The following is a 15,965-nucleotide window of genomic DNA, read 5'->3' on the forward strand; positions in this document are numbered from 1 at the left end:
TGTTTTAAAATTGCATGTATCCAGAAGTAATTATTATCCCTTAGGGCAATATGGCAGTTAAATAAAACTAGATGATAGATATTGTTAATTCTAAACTTAGCGGTTCGGCACAAGTACAGACTCCATTCTATTTGAAGCTTTTTTTCAGTCTGAGCTTCATTTCTATTTTTCTTCTCTGTAGTTGTTTAGATAAGCCAACAATTGAAAAAAGAGTTGAAAATTCATTGAGCAAAGATTACGATATGAGTTATGATATTTCTCAATTGGATGATTCAAAAGATAATGACTTGATACGATTTGGTTATGATTTTTTTCAAAACACATCCAAGTATATCGGAAATGGTAGCAAAGGTAAAGGCAGTGTGTATGCAGGAAATAAATTGTCTTGTAATAATTGTCATCTCTGGTCGGGTACAAAATCATACGCCGCTCCACTAGTTGGAATAATAAATCGTTTTCCTCAATATAGGGGAAGGGAGAATAAAATAGGTACAATAGAAGAGCGTATAAATGGATGCATGGAGCGCAGTTTGAACGGAAAACCTATGCCTAAAGAAAGTAAAGAAATGAAGGGGTTATTGGCTTATATGAGTTGGCTTAGCAGGTATGCCCCTGTAGATGGAAAAATTTCAGGACAAGGATTTGTGAAAATAGATATTCCCGACAGGGCGGTTGATATTAAACAAGGTAAAGCGGTTTTTAAGGTAAAATGTGTTTTATGTCATGCTGAAAATGGTCAAGGCTTAAAAGCGAAAGTTGGGTATGGATATCAATACCCACCGCTTTGGGGTAAGGATTCTTATAATAATGGAGCAGGTATGACCAGAGTAATTACGGCAGCAAGATTTATTAAAGCAAACATGCCATATGGCGCTACCTACGAGAATCCAATTTTGACCGATTAAGAGGCTTATGACGTTGCCGGATATATCAATGTGCAAGATAGACCATCCAAAAAAAATCGCGAAAGAGATTTTCCCGATCTCAAAAAAAAGCCGGTATCAACTCCATACCCCCCGTATGCCGATACATTTTCAATACGGCAGCATCAAATAGGACCTTTTTTACCGATAATGGAATATTACAAAAGTGAATACAATATAGTTAAATCTAAATAAGTAAGTATGAAAACACAAAACGAGAGTTCTAGAAGAAAGTTTATGGGTGCGGTGCTAATGGGGACCACTGCAAGTACCTTGTCATTAATTACCGGACCAGTATATGCAGCAATGCCAAATTACGATGATAAAAAAATGGCGGAAGCGGATGATTGGTTCAATAAGATTAAGGGTACCCATCGCATTGTTTATGATGGGTCTACGCCTCATGACGGATTTCCAATTATTTGGAATTGGGCTTTTTATCTAAGTAATAATGAAACGGGATCAAAAGATGATGATATAACGGCCATGACAGTATTGCGCCATAATGCTATTCCTTTTGCATTGAAATCAGAAGTGTGGAAAAAATATAAGTTAGGTGAAGTATTCGGGGTAAATGATAATACTACCAATGCTGCTGCTTTGCGTAATCCTTATTATGAGCCTCAAAACGGTGATTTTCCAATGCCAGTAATTCAAGGTATTAAAGAAATGCAAGAGCGTGGTGCCATGTTCTGTGTCTGTAATTTGGCACTATCAGTTTACAGTGGTGCTGTCGCAGAAAAAATGGGTTTGGATGCTAAGAAGGTATATCAAGAATGGGTAGATGCGGTTCACGCAGAAATACAGATTGTTCCATCTGGTGTCTGGGCTTTGGGTAGAGCGCAGCAGAACGGATGTGGCTATATTTTTGCCGGAAATTAATTAATAAAAAAAATATAATAACATGAGAAATATAATAATAATTATAGCATTTTTTTTCCTGTCTTTAAGCTTATTTTCCCAAAAGGAACCTATTAAAGCTGTGTTTGACCTTACTAGTGGAAGTCCCGATGTACAACGCTCTACAGCGCGGCATTTAAGATTGATGTCTGAATCATATCCAACTTCAGAATTTGAGTTGGTTGTTTATAGTAGTGCTTATTCAATGGTGGATAAAAATTCGTCAGTTGCAGGTGAAACTCTTCGCGAAATCATTAACAACGATAATGTGTCTATCGTGGTTTGTCAAAACACGATGAAGCGAAATAAAAAAACGGAGAAAGATTTAATACCGGGCGTAGGAACAGTTCCTGATGGTATATATGAAATTATTTCTAAGCAAAAGCAAGGCTGGGGCTATATAAAAGAAGGTAAGTAAAAAACAAAATCATTAACAGAAGTGGAAATTACCCAAATATTAGGATATTTTGGTGCGTTGGCTATAGGGGTAGTTTTGGGACTGATTGGTAGTGGAGGTTCATTAATGGCAATTCCCATATTTACTTATTTTTTCCACATTGGTCCGGTAACGACCACAGCTTACTCTTTGTTTGTTGTTGGCACTTCGGCTACAATAGGGGCTTTAGGTAATTTAAAGAAGAAACTTGTAAATTTTAGGATTGTTATATTTTTTGGTATTCCAACTTTTATTTCAGTGTTTCTGGTTCGTAAATTTCTCATTCCTATTATTCCAGAGGAACTATTTAGTCTTTTCGGTTATGTTGTAACACAACATTTTGCGATACTATTTTTACTGGCTATTTTGATGTTGGTATCTGGTTATTCTATGATACATAATAATAAGGTCTATCATAACCCTTTTGATCAGTTGTATTATAACTATCCAATAATGATAATAGCAGGGGTGCTGATAGGTGTTTTAACAGGTGTTATCGGTATAGGTGGTGGTTTTCTTATAGTTCCATCACTTGTAATCTGTTTGCGACTACCAATGAAAAATGCAGTGGTCACTTCAATGTTCATTATAGCTTTAAAGTCCCTCATTGGTTTCTTGGGTGATATTCTCAATGTTGAAATTAACTGGTCTTTTCTATTTGGCTTTACGTTGGTTTCTGTTTTAGGTATTCTCTTAGGAAGCTATTTCTCAACATTTGTAAAGGGCGAAAAGTTGAAGAAATATTTTGGTTGGTTCTTAATATGTATTGTTTTATGTATAATGGTTAAAGAATTATTTTTTGGCGAAACAGAGTTTATTTGAAATCAATTATGATTTATTTAAGTTTGATGAAAGATGAAATAATTGTAAACTGTGTAAAAGGATGTTTTTCTCCGTATTTATGTAGGTATAGTGGGTTACTATAATTAATATAACAATGATAAATTGAATTAGAATGATAATCGTAATTTAGTTTTAAATTATTTGACCCTGAACTTAAAACAAAAGAATAGCGACCTTATAAAAACCGAAGCCAAACGCCTCGGTTTTTTATCATGCGGTATATCCAAAGCAGATTTTTTAGAGGTAGAAGCTCCTCGTTTAGAAAAGTGGTTGAATAATAATATGAATGGCGAAATGAGCTATATGGCGAATCATTTCGATAAAAGATTAGACCCGAGATTATTGGTCGAAGGTTCAAAATCGGTAATTTCTCTGCTATTAAATTATTATCCGGAGGAAACTCAAACAGATGATTCTTACAAGATTTCTAAATACGCCTACGGACAAGATTATCATCATATCATTAAAGCAAAACTAAGACAGTTACAAGAATTTATTACCGAAGAAATTGGCGAAGTCGATGGTCGTGCTTTTGTAGATTCTGCCCCGGTTTTAGATAAGGCATGGGCTGCAAAAAGTGGCTTAGGATGGATTGGTAAAAACAGTAATCTACTGACACAACAAGTGGGCTCTTTTTACTTTATAGCTGAGTTAATAGTTGATTTAGAACTTGAATATGACCATGCAGTAACTGATCATTGTGGTACTTGTACCGCTTGTATAGATGCCTGCCCAACTCAGGCAATTGTTGATCCGTACGTGGTTGATGGTAGTAAATGCATTTCTTATTTTACAATTGAGTTGAAAAATGAACTCCCCAATGAGTTGAAAGGTTCTTTTGATGATTGGATGTTCGGCTGTGATGTTTGCCAAGATGTGTGCCCTTGGAATCGCTTTTCGAAACCTCATAATGAACCCTTGTTCAATCCAGACCCAGACTTGCTCAGCATGACCAAAAAAGACTGGGAAGAAATAACGGTAGATGTCTTTCAAAAAGTGTTCAAGAAATCTGCTGTAAAGCGTACTAAGTTCGACGGACTAGTAAGAAATATTAAATTTCTGAAATAATTGAATCTTCTCAATCGTTTTCGTTTACTTTTTCTGAATGGTATTGTCTTAGAACAGCCTTAAATATATTATATTGGTAGTCGCTCAATATTATGTTTTTCGAAATAATAACATGTGTTTTGTGAGAATGTATTAAAGTGTATCACCAATTAAATAACAGATCTCGTACATGAAGTTCAATAAACCTAATCTTAGTTTCTGGCAGATATTTAATATGAATGTTGGTTTTTTAGGAATCCAATATAGTTTTGGATTGCAGCAAACCGCTATTAACCCAATTTTTTTGTATCTAGGTGCACCTGAAGATATGCTTCCTATTTTAAATATCGCTGGGCCTATAACTGGGTTAATTGTTCAGCCAATAATTGGAGCTATTTCAGATAAAACATGGTCAGAACGTTGGGGTAGAAGAAAACCTTTTTTCTTAATTGGGGCGATTTTGGGCAGTTTATGTCTGTTCGCTTTCCCAACCAGTCCGTTTTTATGGTTTGCAGTTGGTTTACTTTGGATTCTTGATGTGGGTAATAACATGGCAATGGAGCCTTATAGGGCATTTGTTGGTGATAAGCTTCCAGAGAAACAATTGAGTTTAGGTTACCAAATGCAAAGCTTGTTCGTAGGTGCAGGTATACTTTTAGCGAATGGTTCAATAGTATTATTTCAATATTTATTTGGAGGAGAATCGGTAGAAGTTGCAGGTACTATACCTACTTGGTTGTACTATTCATTTTATATTGGTGCAATTCTTTCGATAACTACCATCCTATGGTCTGTATTAAAAACACCAGAAATACCACCTAGTTCTCAAGAGCTTGTTGGTATTAATGCAGCTAAGGCCAAACCACTAGCAGAACGTATTGCTTTACCATTTAAAGAAATAGCAGAAGCGATAAGTAAAATGCCCAAATTTTTATGGAAGCTGGGTGCGGTTTACTTGTTTCAATGGTATGCATTATTTATCTATTGGCAGTATACGACGCCTTTGTTTAAATTGACAATGGGTTATTCAACCGGCGAGGCAGCTTCACAATCTGCTCAAATGAGTTTGACCTATAATATTGTTACTATGGTGGTAGCTTTGGCATTGGTGCCACTATCACTAAAGTATGGTGGTAAAAAAATATATGCGCTAAGTTTGCTGGGTACTGCAGTATCACTGTTTGTTATACCTTTTATTTCTGATCCTATAATGGTTTTAATACCTATGGTTCTCTTTGGTATTGGGTGGGCTGCAATGATGGGTATTCCATACACAATGGTGTCTAAAGTAGTGCCGCAAGATAGACGTGGTGTATATATGGGTATTTTGAATATGATGATTGTGATTCCAATGGGTATCGAAACACTAACATTTGGACCTATCTATAAATATCTGCTTGGCGGTAACGCCATTAATGCAATGTTATTTGCTGGTGCATTCTTTGCTATCGCCGCATTTTTTGCGATGCGCTTGAATGTTTCTAATAACGATGATGTAGCTGATTTATAAGGGCATAAGCTTCTTTGAGCTGGTTGTAACAGAGGAATTTTTTTTATTTATATAAATAGTGTTCCTCTTAACGCTTTCTTATAGATTACCTTTAAATTTGTTTTTTAAAATAGAACAGTATGAGCAATGAAAAGCTAAGAAGAGAAGCACTTATTTATCATGCAAAACCACAGCCTGGTAAGATAAAAATTGTACCCACTAAACCATATAGTACACAACGTGATCTTGCTTTGGCTTACTCGCCTGGTGTAGCAGAGCCATGTTTAGAAATAGCGAAGGATAAAGAAAACGTATACAAATACACCTCTAAAGGTAATTTAGTGGCCATTATTTCCAATGGTACGGCAGTATTAGGCTTGGGAAACATCGGTCCGGAAGCATCAAAACCTGTTATGGAAGGTAAAGGCCTTCTTTTTAAGATTTTTGCCGATATTGATGGTATTGATATTGAAATCGATACGGAAGATGTAGATAAGTTTGTTGAAACTGTAAAGATGATTGCGCCAACATTTGGCGGTATTAATCTTGAAGATATAAAGGCTCCTGAAGCTTTTGAGATCGAGCGTAGATTAAAAGAGGAATTAGACATTCCTGTAATGCATGATGATCAACACGGTACGGCGATAATTTCTGCCGCTGCTTTGTTAAATGCATTAGAGATTTCTAACAAAAAAATGGAAGATGTACGTATCGTTATTAGTGGTGCGGGCGCTGCAGCGGTTTCATGTACTAAATTGTATAAAGCATTTGGGGCAAAGGCAGAAAATATAGTCATGCTCGATAGTAAAGGTGTTATTAGAAAAGATGCCGATAACTTATCGTCTTCCAAAATAGAATTTGCTACAGATAGAAAAATCGATACGCTAGATGAAGCTATGGTCGATGCCGATGTATTCGTTGGTTTATCTATCGCAAATGTGGTAACTCCGAGTATGTTACTTTCAATGGCTGAAAATCCTATTGTTTTTGCAATGGCAAATCCTGATCCAGAGATAGCATACGATTTAGCGGTAGCTACCAGAAAAGATATTATAATGGCAACGGGAAGATCTGATCATCCTAACCAAGTAAATAATGTACTTGGTTTTCCATTTATATTTAGAGGTGCTTTAGATGTTAGGGCTACAGCAATTAATGAGCCTATGAAAATGGCAGCTGTAAAAGCTTTGGCAGATTTAACAAGACAGCCTGTACCTGAGCAAGTGAATATTGCTTATGGCGAAACAAGATTGACTTTTGGTAAAGATTATATTATACCAAAACCTTTTGATCAGCGATTAATATACGAAATACCACCTGCTGTGGCTAAAGCTGCAATGGATAGTGGTGTTGCGAAGATGCCAATTGAAGATTGGGATAAATATAGAGAAGAGCTTATGCTTCGTTCAGGTAACGATAACAAAGTTGTTCGATTATTACATAGTAGAGCACGAAGTAATGCAAAGAGAATAGTATTTGCCGAGGCCGATCATTTAGATGTTTTAAAAGCGGCACAAATAGTTCATGAAGAAGGTATTGCGATTCCTATTCTTTTGGGTAGAAAAGATATTATTCTTGAATTAAAAAAAGAACTGGAATTCGATGCTGATCTTGTTATCATCGATCCTATATCTGAGGAGTTCGATGAACGCCATATTCGTTACGCTACTAAATATTGGGAAAGTCGTAAGAGAAGCGGCGTAACTTTTTACAGTTCAAAAATAAAAATGCGCGAGCGTAATTATTTTGGTGCCATGATGGTTCTTGAAGGTGATGCAGACGGAATGATCTCTGGTTACTCAAGAGCTTACCCAACTGTCGTAAAACCAATTTTAGAAGTTATTGGTAGAGCGTCAGGCGTGAAAAAAGTAGCAACCGTAAATATTATGATTACCGATAGAGGTCCTTTGTTTTTAGCGGATACTTCAATAAACATTGAGCCAAATGCAGAAGAGTTGGCGGATATTGCCCAAATGACTGCAAATGTTGCTTCGAACTTTGGGTTTAATCCAGTATTAGCGATGTTGAGCTATGCAAACTTTGGTTCATCAACGCATCCTAATGCAAGAAAGGTAAGAGAAGCTGTTCGTATTTTGCATGAAACAAAGCCCGATTTAGTGGTCGATGGTGAAATACAAACAGATTTTGCTTTGAACAAAGAATTGCATCAGAGTAAATTCCCGTTTTCAAAACTTGCAGGAAAAACGGTAAACACATTGATTTTCCCTAATTTAGAATCTGCCAACATTACCTATAAATTGCTTAAAGAACTGAACAAAGCAGATTCTATAGGTCCTATTATGGTAGGGTTAAGAAAGGCTGTTCATATTATGCAATTGGGTGCTAGTGTTGACGAAATAGTAAACATGGCAGCTGTAGCTGTAATTGATGCCCAAGAGCGTGAAAAACGTAAAAAGGCAAAAGGTTCGATATAAAATTTAATTAAATAATAACTCAATTAGGGAAATTGGTAGACATACTTCTTTCCCTTTTTAATTTTAAAAAATCATGATACATCACTTAAGAGGCAAACTAGTAGAGAAAAACCCAACTCATGTTATTATCGAATGTGGTGGTGTGGGCTATTTTGTAAATATTTCTTTGAATACTTTTTCGAAGCTGCCAGAACAAGAAAATATTTCTGTTTTTACGCACCTACAAGTGAAAGAAGATTCGCACACATTGTTCGGTTTTGTTGAAAAATCTGAACGTGAAATATTCCGATTATTGCTATCTGTTTCGGGCATTGGTTCAAGTATAGCCAGAACCATGCTTTCTTCCATGTCTCCGTCTCAAGTAAGAGATGCTATTGCTAACGGAGATGTGGCAACAATACAAGCCGTAAAAGGTATCGGGGCGAAAACAGCACAACGTGTAATTTTGGATCTTAGAGACAAGGTCTTAAAAGTTTACGATATAGACGAACTTTCACTAAGTATAAACAATACAAATAAAGATGAAGCGTTATCTGCTTTAGAAGTTCTAGGCTTCGCACGTAAACAATCAGAGAGGGTTGTCGATAAAGTGCTTAGTCAAGAGGCTTCCTTAAGTGTCGAGAATATAATTAAACTCGCGCTCAAAAATTTGTAATAAGTTTGAAAAACGGGGCAACTAAATTTCTTAATTTTTTTTTAAAGCACATACTTCTATTCTGTATGTTTTTTGGTTCCATAACTTTTGTTGTGGCACAAGACACAGAAGAGCAGGAAATTGATTCTGTAAAAACAGGTTTCGATCTGGGAAGGATTCTAATTAAGAATCCGGAAAGTATTGTTTCAAAGTACATTTACGACCCTAAACTTGATCGTTATATCTATAATGAGAGTGTGGGCGATTTTAATATCGGTTATCCTGTAATTCTTACACCAGACCAATATTTTAAATTGGTTAGGGAAGAAGGTATAAAATCTTATTTCAAAGAAAAATCTGATGCTTATTCGGGTAAAAAAGAAGGTAGTGAAGAAGCTCGTAAAAACTTACTTCCAAATTTCTATGTCAATAATGATTTCTTTTCTACCATTTTTGGTGGTAATACTATTGAGATAATTCCGCAAGGATCTGTTGCAATGGATCTTGGTGTTATTTGGCAGAAGAATGATAACCCATCTTTATCACCAAGAAACAGAACCAATCTTTCTTTTGATTTTGATCAACGTATTAGTCTTAGTATGTTAGGTCAAATAGGGGAGCGTTTGCAGGTAACTGCCAATTATGATACCGAAGCAACTTTCGATTTTCAGAATATTGTTAAGTTAGATTACACACCTACCGAAGATGATATTATTCAATCTATTGAAGTAGGTAATGTAAATATGCCTCTTAATAGTTCTTTGATTCAAGGTGCACAGAGCTTATTCGGTGTTAAAACGAAATTACAATTTGGTAAAACTTCTGTAACGGCTGTTTTTTCTGAGCAACGCTCGCAAAATAATACAGTAGTTGCACAGGGTGGTGGCACGTTAAATGAGTTCTCGTTAACTGCTTTGGATTATGATGAAAATAGACACTTTTTCTTAGCACAATATTTTAGGGATAACTACGACGCAGCACTTTCTTCTTATCCTTATATACAGAGTCAGGTACAAATTACACGTATAGAAGTTTGGATTACGAACAGATCGCAACAAACATTGAATGTACGTAACGTTGTGGCTATTCAAGATTTAGGTGAATCAGATATCACGAAGACTAGGGTTGGTCAAAATAATGGTAGCGGTGGCGGATTCTTTAATGGTCCTGCAGATGTAAGACCTAGAAACAATGCCAATGATTATGACCCGGCATTAATACTGACCAATAATGGTGCGTTAAATGACAATATTAGAGAAATCGCCACTGTAGAAAGCGGATTCAATGCTGGTAGTTTCGCAGGTGGGTATTCTCCTAATCAAGGTTTTGATTATGCCTATTTAGAAAATGCAAGAAAATTAGAGCAGGGTAGAGATTTCGATTTCAATACACAATTAGGGTATATCTCTTTAAACCAACGTTTAAGTAATGATGAGGTTTTAGGTGTTGCTTACCAGTATACATTTCAAGGTCAGGTATACCAAGTTGGTGAATTTGCCAATGGCGGTATAGAGGCTACCACGGTTACGCAGACTGCAAATACCGTAATCGAAAATAACACCCTTATTCTTAAACTTCTTAAAAGTAATATTACCAATATTACGGATCCTATTTGGGATCTGATGATGAAGAATATTTATGCAACGGGTGCCTATAGTTTAAGTCAAGAGGATTTTAAAATGAATATTCTATATTCTGATCCTACACCTAGAAACTATATTACACCTATAGTTGAAGGTCCTGGGTCTGGTTGGCCCGAAGGTTTAGAAGAAAGTATTCTTCTGAATGTCTTTAATCTCGATAGATTAAATGTCTATAATGATATACAACCTGGTGGTGACGGCTTTTTTGATTTTATTAGTGGTCAAACAATAGATGTACAGAATGGGCGTATCATCTTTACCAAAGTAGAGCCTTTTGGTGAGTTTTTATATGAAAAACTACAAAATGGTAACAGCGGTCAGTATAATGTTCCTTCTGGTTATAATGCCAACCAAGAACAGTATGTGTTCAGAGATATGTATTCTTTGACCAAAACTGCAGCACTGCAAGATCCCGAAAAAAATAAATTTATATTAAAAGGTTCTTATAAATCTGAAGGTAGTAATGGTATTTCTATTGGTGCTTTTAATGTGCCCCAAGGTTCTGTAACGGTTACTGCAAATGGTAGAACATTGCAAGAGGGTATCGATTATACGGTAAACTATCAGTCGGGTACGGTGCAAATATTAGATCCTAGTTTAGAAGCTTCAAATGTGCCTATCAATATATCGGTAGAAAACAATGCGGTATTCGGACAACAAACACGTCGTTTTACAGGGGTGAATGTAGAACATCAATTTAACGAGAAATTTGTTTTAGGTGGTACATTGTTAAACCTGAACGAAAGACCGTTAACCCAAAAATCTACTTACGGAGTAGAATCTGTGAACAATACGATCTTCGGGTTAAATACGAACTTTTCTACCGAGGTACCTTTCTTAACTCGCATGGTAAACAAGTTGCCAAATATTGATACCGACGTACCTTCTAATATTTCTATAAGGGCAGAAATGGCTGCTTTAATACCTAGTTCACCTAAAAATGCTGATTTTGAAGGCGAGACGACGACATATTTAGATGATTTTGAAGGAGCACAGGCGTTAATAGATATTAGAGCATCCTTAGGGTGGTCTCTTGCTAGTATGCCTTTAGAGTTTGGAAATAGTAATCAGCCTTTTGGTAGTTCGCCAGAAGATTTGAATAATCTATTAAATGGTTATGGTAGAGCAAAACTATCTTGGTATACTATTGATCCAATTTTTTATACCAATCAAAGACCATCTACCGTTAGTGATGATGATCTTTCTACCAATGCAACACGTAGGGTATATATTGATGAAGTATTTCCTGAGACCGATGTTGCTCAAGGGCAAACACAGGTGCAGTCAACTTTAGACATGGTGTATTATCCAACGACTAAAGGTCCGTATAACAACAATCCTGATTTTGAAACTCAAGCGCCTACTGAAAAGTGGGGTGGTATGATGCGTTCTTTGAGCAGTACAGATTTTGAACAGAGTAATGTTGAATTCGTTCAGTTTTGGGTAATGGATCCTTATGTTGACGGTATTGCAAATGGTGCCGGTGAATTGGTGCTGAATCTTGGTAATATATCTGAAGATATTTTGCGCGATGGTAAAAAACAATATGAAAACGGATTGCCAGGGGTAAATAGTAACGATTTCGTTGCTCCAACTTCTTGGGGAGAAGTACCCGCAACACAATCATTGGTATATGCTTTTGATGCTGACGAAAATAATAGGGGTTTACAAGATATTGGTTTTGATGGGTTAGATGATATTCGTGAAGCTGATGTGTATACCAATAACGGTGGTAGTGATCCTGCGTTAGATAACTATAGTTATTACCTAAATAGAGAAGGTAGTATTCTAGAGCGATATATAGACTTTAATAACCCTCAAGGTAACTCACCTGTTTCTGTTACCAATACAGATAGAGGTTCTACAACATTACCAGATGTAGAAGATGTAGATAGGGATTTAACGATGAATACGGTGAATAGCTATTACGAGTACCGCATTTCTATTAAACCGAATACAACAATTAATGATCAGTATGTAACCGATATTATTGAAGGTACTGCAACAGGTGATATAAGAATTCCTAATGGTGATGATGTAAATTACCGTTGGATACAATATAAAATTCCGTTAAGTGATTTTACCGATGCCATTGGTGGTATTACAGATTTTAGGTCTATAAGCTTTATGAGAATGTATATGACAGGTTTCAATAGCCCAACTATTCTACGTTTTGCAACGTTAGATTTGGTAAGGGGAGATTGGCGTACGTATACAAATACCTTACAAGATAAAAATATCGATAGTGACCCTTCTGATGATGGCACTACCTTAGATGTAAATACGGTAAACATTGAAGAAAACAGTAGTAGAACTCCAATACCTTATGTATTGCCTCCTGGTGTTTTAAGAGAACAATTGAATAATAATAATACGATCATTCGCCAAAACGAGCAATCTCTTTCTTTAACAGTGTCTAATTTGGAGTCTGAAGATTCGCGTGGAGTATTCAAAAATTTAAACGTAGATATTCGTCAGTATGAGAAATTGAAAATGTTCATACATGCCGAAAAGATTTTAGATAGCGACTATGCCGATACCTCTACACCATTAGTAGGTTTCTTGCGTATGGGTACAGATTTTACCCAAAACTACTATCAAATAGAATTGCCATTAGAGTTTACACCTTTTACCGCTGTAACTGAAGAAGAGATATGGCCGGAAAATAACGAGATGAATATTGCGCTTAGCGATTTGACCAAGGTTAAATCGCAATGGATCGCCGATGGCGACTTAAGCGATGTGCGTTTCTTTGAAATTGATAACGGAGAAGTGATTCCGGTTGGTGAGTTCGATGTTCGTTCTCCTGGTAGAATACGTATTGGTATTAAGGGTAACCCTTCTTTAGGTAGTATACGTACTATGATGGTGGGTATAAAAAACCAAGATATATTACCGGCACGTGGTGAGGTATGGTTCAATGAGCTTCGTCTTGCAGGTTTAGATAATAATGGTGGCTGGGCGGCAATTGCCGCTATTGATGGTAATATTGCAGATTTTGCGAATTTTAGTGCAACTGGTAGCAAAAGTACATCTGGTTTTGGGTCTATAGATCAAATGCCAAATGAGCGTGCTCGTGAAGATGCTATTTCTTACGACGTAGTTACCAATGTTAATGTTGGTCAATTGCTTCCTAAAAAATGGGGTATTCAGTTGCCTGTCAATTACGGTATATCAGAACAAATGATTACTCCCGAGTTTGATCCCGTATATGATGATTTAAAATTAGAGGATAGAATAGCGGCCGAAGATACTCAGGGAGGTAAAGATGAGGTCTTGGAGCAAGCTGAAGATTATACAAAACGTACCAGTATTAACTTAATTGGTGTTCGTAAAGATCGTGGCGAAGAGGCAGATGCTAATTTTTATGATATAGAAAACTTTACATTTAACTATAGCTACAACGAAACCGATCATCGAGATTTTGAGATTGCAGAGTTAAAAGAACAGAGTGTAAATACAGGTTTTGTGTATAACCATAGTTTCGACCCTGTCGAGTTCGCTCCTTTTGCTAAAAAAGATTCCCTCTTAACAGGCAAGTATTGGAAATGGCTAAAAGATCTTAACTTAAACTTATTACCATCTAATATCGGCGTTACCTCTAATATTAATAGACAGTTTAATGCACAGCGCTTTAGGGATGTGTACACAGAAGACATACAAAGAATCGACTTGCCAGAACTTCAGCAACGTAATTATTTATTCAACTGGCAATATGCGGTAAACTATAATTTGACAAAATCGCTTCGATTAAATCTTACAGGTTCTAATAATAATATTGTTCGAAATTACCTAAACGAAGATGAGCCTTTAGAGTCCATAGATAGAATAAGAAATGAACTAGGCATGTGGGACGGCTTCTTTGATGTTGGTGAGCCTAATAGACATTCACAGCAAATGCAGTTGAATTATGAAGTGCCTTTTTCTAAAATACCTGCTTTAGATTTTATTAGTACACAGTATTCGTATACTAGTAATTTCGATTGGCAGAGAGGTGGTGATGCATTGTTTGAAGTAGCAGGTGAATATATCAATACCGTGCAGAACGCAAATACGCATACGATAACGTCGTCTTTGACCATGCAAAAGTTCTATGATTTAATCGGACTTAAAAAGAGAGAGGCGCCAAAAGCAAAAAGCTCAGGACCAATTAGAAGGGATAAAGCAGGTGTGCCAACTGAAGATGAAGAAAAAATAAAAGCGAAGACCAGCGACTTGTTCAATACTGTTGTAGATATCGTTACTATGGTAAAGAGATTAAACTTGAACTATAGCGAGAATAATGGTACTGTATTACCAGGATATACGCAATCTGTTGGTTTTATAGGTACCACAAAACCTACGGTCGGGTTCTTGTTCGGTAGTCAGGCAGATGTGCGTTTCGAAGCGGCTAGAAATGGTTGGCTTACAGGTTTTGAGCAGTTTAATGAACAATTCATCCAAAGAACAAATAAACAATTGAATATTACCGCTACGGCGCAACCTACAAAAGATATTACTATTGATTTGGTGGCAGATAGGCAATATTCTGATAGTTATCAAGAAAATTTTAATGTGGTTGATCAAGAGTACAACTTACAGTTGGGTAACAATTATGGTAGCTTTAGTATTTCTACTATGATGATCGGTACCGCTTTTGGTAAGAGCGATGAATTCGATTCTAGTACTTTTCAAGAGTTTAAAGACAATAGAATTACGATTGCGAATAGAATAGCGGTAGAACAAGGTATACCTGTAGATGCAAATGGAGAGTTTCCTGAAGGATATGGGAAAACACAACAAAGTGTCTTGTTGCCTGCGTTCTTTTCAGCGTATACTGGTCAAGATGCCGAACGTGTAAACTTAGACACGTTTAGAGATATTCCAATACCTAACTGGAGTATTAAGTATACCGGTCTTATGAAGAGTAAGTGGTTTAAAAAGAAATTCAAACGTTTTTCTTTAAGTCACGGGTATCGTGCATCATATAGTATTAACTCATACCAAACGAATTTAGAGAAGGTACAATTAATCAATGATGGTCAAGCTCCTATTAATGCTGAAAATCTTGATATTTTACCAGATTTAATTTTAAACAATGTGGTGTTGACGGATCAGTTCAATCCGCTTATACGTGTAGATTTTGAAATGATCAATTCGGTAAGTGTATTGGCAGAGGTTAGAACAGATAGAGCATTATCTTTAAGTTTTGATAATGATTTAATGACCGAAATTAATGGTAAGGAATATACTGTTGGTTTAGGGTACCGTTTTAAAGATGTAAAATTTGTGACCAATATAGGTGGTAATAAAACAAGGTTAAAAGGTGATTTAAACTTAAAAGCCGATGTTACCTTACGAGATAATATTACTATAATTAGAAATCTAGATATTAATAACAACCAAATAACATCTGGTCAGAATTTAATGTCATTGAAGTTTACGGCAGATTATGCGTTGAGCAAGAGCTTAAATGCGCTGTTCTTTTACGATCATTCATTCTCTCAGTTTGCTGTTTCTACGGCATTTCCGCAAACAACTATTAATGCTGGGTTTACTATACGTTACAATTTCGGTAATTAAATAGGTCATTTACTTAGGATTAGATTGCTACTTTCTGCACAGATTTAAACAAA

The 15,965-nt window shown here is 36.1% G+C and carries 9 protein-coding genes; all 9 read left to right on the plus strand.

Annotated features, from left to right (window positions below; all coding sequences use genetic code 11):
- The first annotated feature begins 71 nt into the window (after positions 1-71).
- Positions 72-905 (plus strand): c-type cytochrome, encoded by an 834-nt coding sequence (locus CLV90_RS04535; protein ID WP_243835260.1) that lies wholly within the window; start codon positions 72-74, stop codon positions 903-905.
- Between the two features lie 219 nt (positions 906-1,124).
- A complete protein-coding gene (locus CLV90_RS04540; RefSeq protein ID WP_133686310.1) occupies positions 1,125-1,805 on the plus strand; it encodes a Tat (twin-arginine translocation) pathway signal sequence containing protein in 681 nt (226 codons plus the stop codon).
- A gap of 22 nt (positions 1,806-1,827) precedes the next feature.
- A complete protein-coding gene (locus CLV90_RS04545; RefSeq protein WP_133686311.1) occupies positions 1,828-2,241 on the plus strand; it encodes a DsrE family protein in 414 nt (137 codons plus the stop codon).
- A 21-nt stretch (positions 2,242-2,262) separates the two neighbouring features.
- Positions 2,263-3,081, plus strand: coding sequence for a sulfite exporter TauE/SafE family protein (locus tag CLV90_RS04550; protein WP_133686312.1), 819 nt, complete (start codon positions 2,263-2,265; stop codon positions 3,079-3,081).
- Positions 3,082-3,249: 168 nt separating this feature from the next.
- Positions 3,250-4,170, plus strand: coding sequence for a tRNA epoxyqueuosine(34) reductase QueG (queG, locus tag CLV90_RS04555; RefSeq protein WP_133687018.1), 921 nt, complete (start codon positions 3,250-3,252; stop codon positions 4,168-4,170).
- 169 nt (positions 4,171-4,339) lie between these two features.
- Positions 4,340-5,659 carry an MFS transporter gene (locus CLV90_RS04560; protein WP_133686313.1) on the plus strand — a complete coding sequence of 440 codons (1,320 nt, stop codon included), beginning with the start codon at positions 4,340-4,342 and terminating at the stop codon, positions 5,657-5,659.
- Positions 5,660-5,778: 119 nt separating this feature from the next.
- On the plus strand, positions 5,779-8,073 hold the full coding sequence (locus CLV90_RS04565) for an NADP-dependent malic enzyme (RefSeq protein WP_133686314.1): 2,295 nt from the start codon (positions 5,779-5,781) through the stop codon (positions 8,071-8,073).
- 73 nt (positions 8,074-8,146) lie between these two features.
- A complete protein-coding gene (ruvA, locus tag CLV90_RS04570) occupies positions 8,147-8,728 on the plus strand; it encodes a Holliday junction branch migration protein RuvA (RefSeq protein WP_133686315.1) in 582 nt (193 codons plus the stop codon).
- Between the two features lie 5 nt (positions 8,729-8,733).
- Positions 8,734-15,912, plus strand: coding sequence for a T9SS outer membrane translocon Sov/SprA (sov, locus tag CLV90_RS04575; protein ID WP_407943371.1), 7,179 nt, complete (start codon positions 8,734-8,736; stop codon positions 15,910-15,912).
- The last annotated feature ends 53 nt before the right edge of the window (positions 15,913-15,965 follow it).

The sequence above is a fragment of the Maribacter spongiicola genome (assembly GCF_004364165.1).
In the GTDB taxonomy this organism is placed as follows: Bacteria; Bacteroidota; Bacteroidia; order Flavobacteriales; family Flavobacteriaceae; genus Maribacter; species Maribacter spongiicola.

What these genes read in the sequence shown, in the direction of transcription:
- CLV90_RS04540 (WP_133686310.1), top strand. Translation starts at nt 1,125, where the DNA reads ATGAAAACACAAAACGAGAGTTCTAGAAGAAAGTTTATGGGTGCGGTG.
- ruvA (WP_133686315.1), top strand. Translation starts at nt 8,147, where the DNA reads ATGATACATCACTTAAGAGGCAAACTAGTAGAGAAAAACCCAACTCAT.
- CLV90_RS04565 (WP_133686314.1), top strand. Translation starts at nt 5,779, where the DNA reads ATGAGCAATGAAAAGCTAAGAAGAGAAGCACTTATTTATCATGCAAAA.
- CLV90_RS04535 (WP_243835260.1), top strand. Translation starts at nt 72, where the DNA reads ATGATAGATATTGTTAATTCTAAACTTAGCGGTTCGGCACAAGTACAG.
- CLV90_RS04560 (WP_133686313.1), top strand. Translation starts at nt 4,340, where the DNA reads ATGAAGTTCAATAAACCTAATCTTAGTTTCTGGCAGATATTTAATATG.
- CLV90_RS04545 (WP_133686311.1), top strand. Translation starts at nt 1,828, where the DNA reads ATGAGAAATATAATAATAATTATAGCATTTTTTTTCCTGTCTTTAAGC.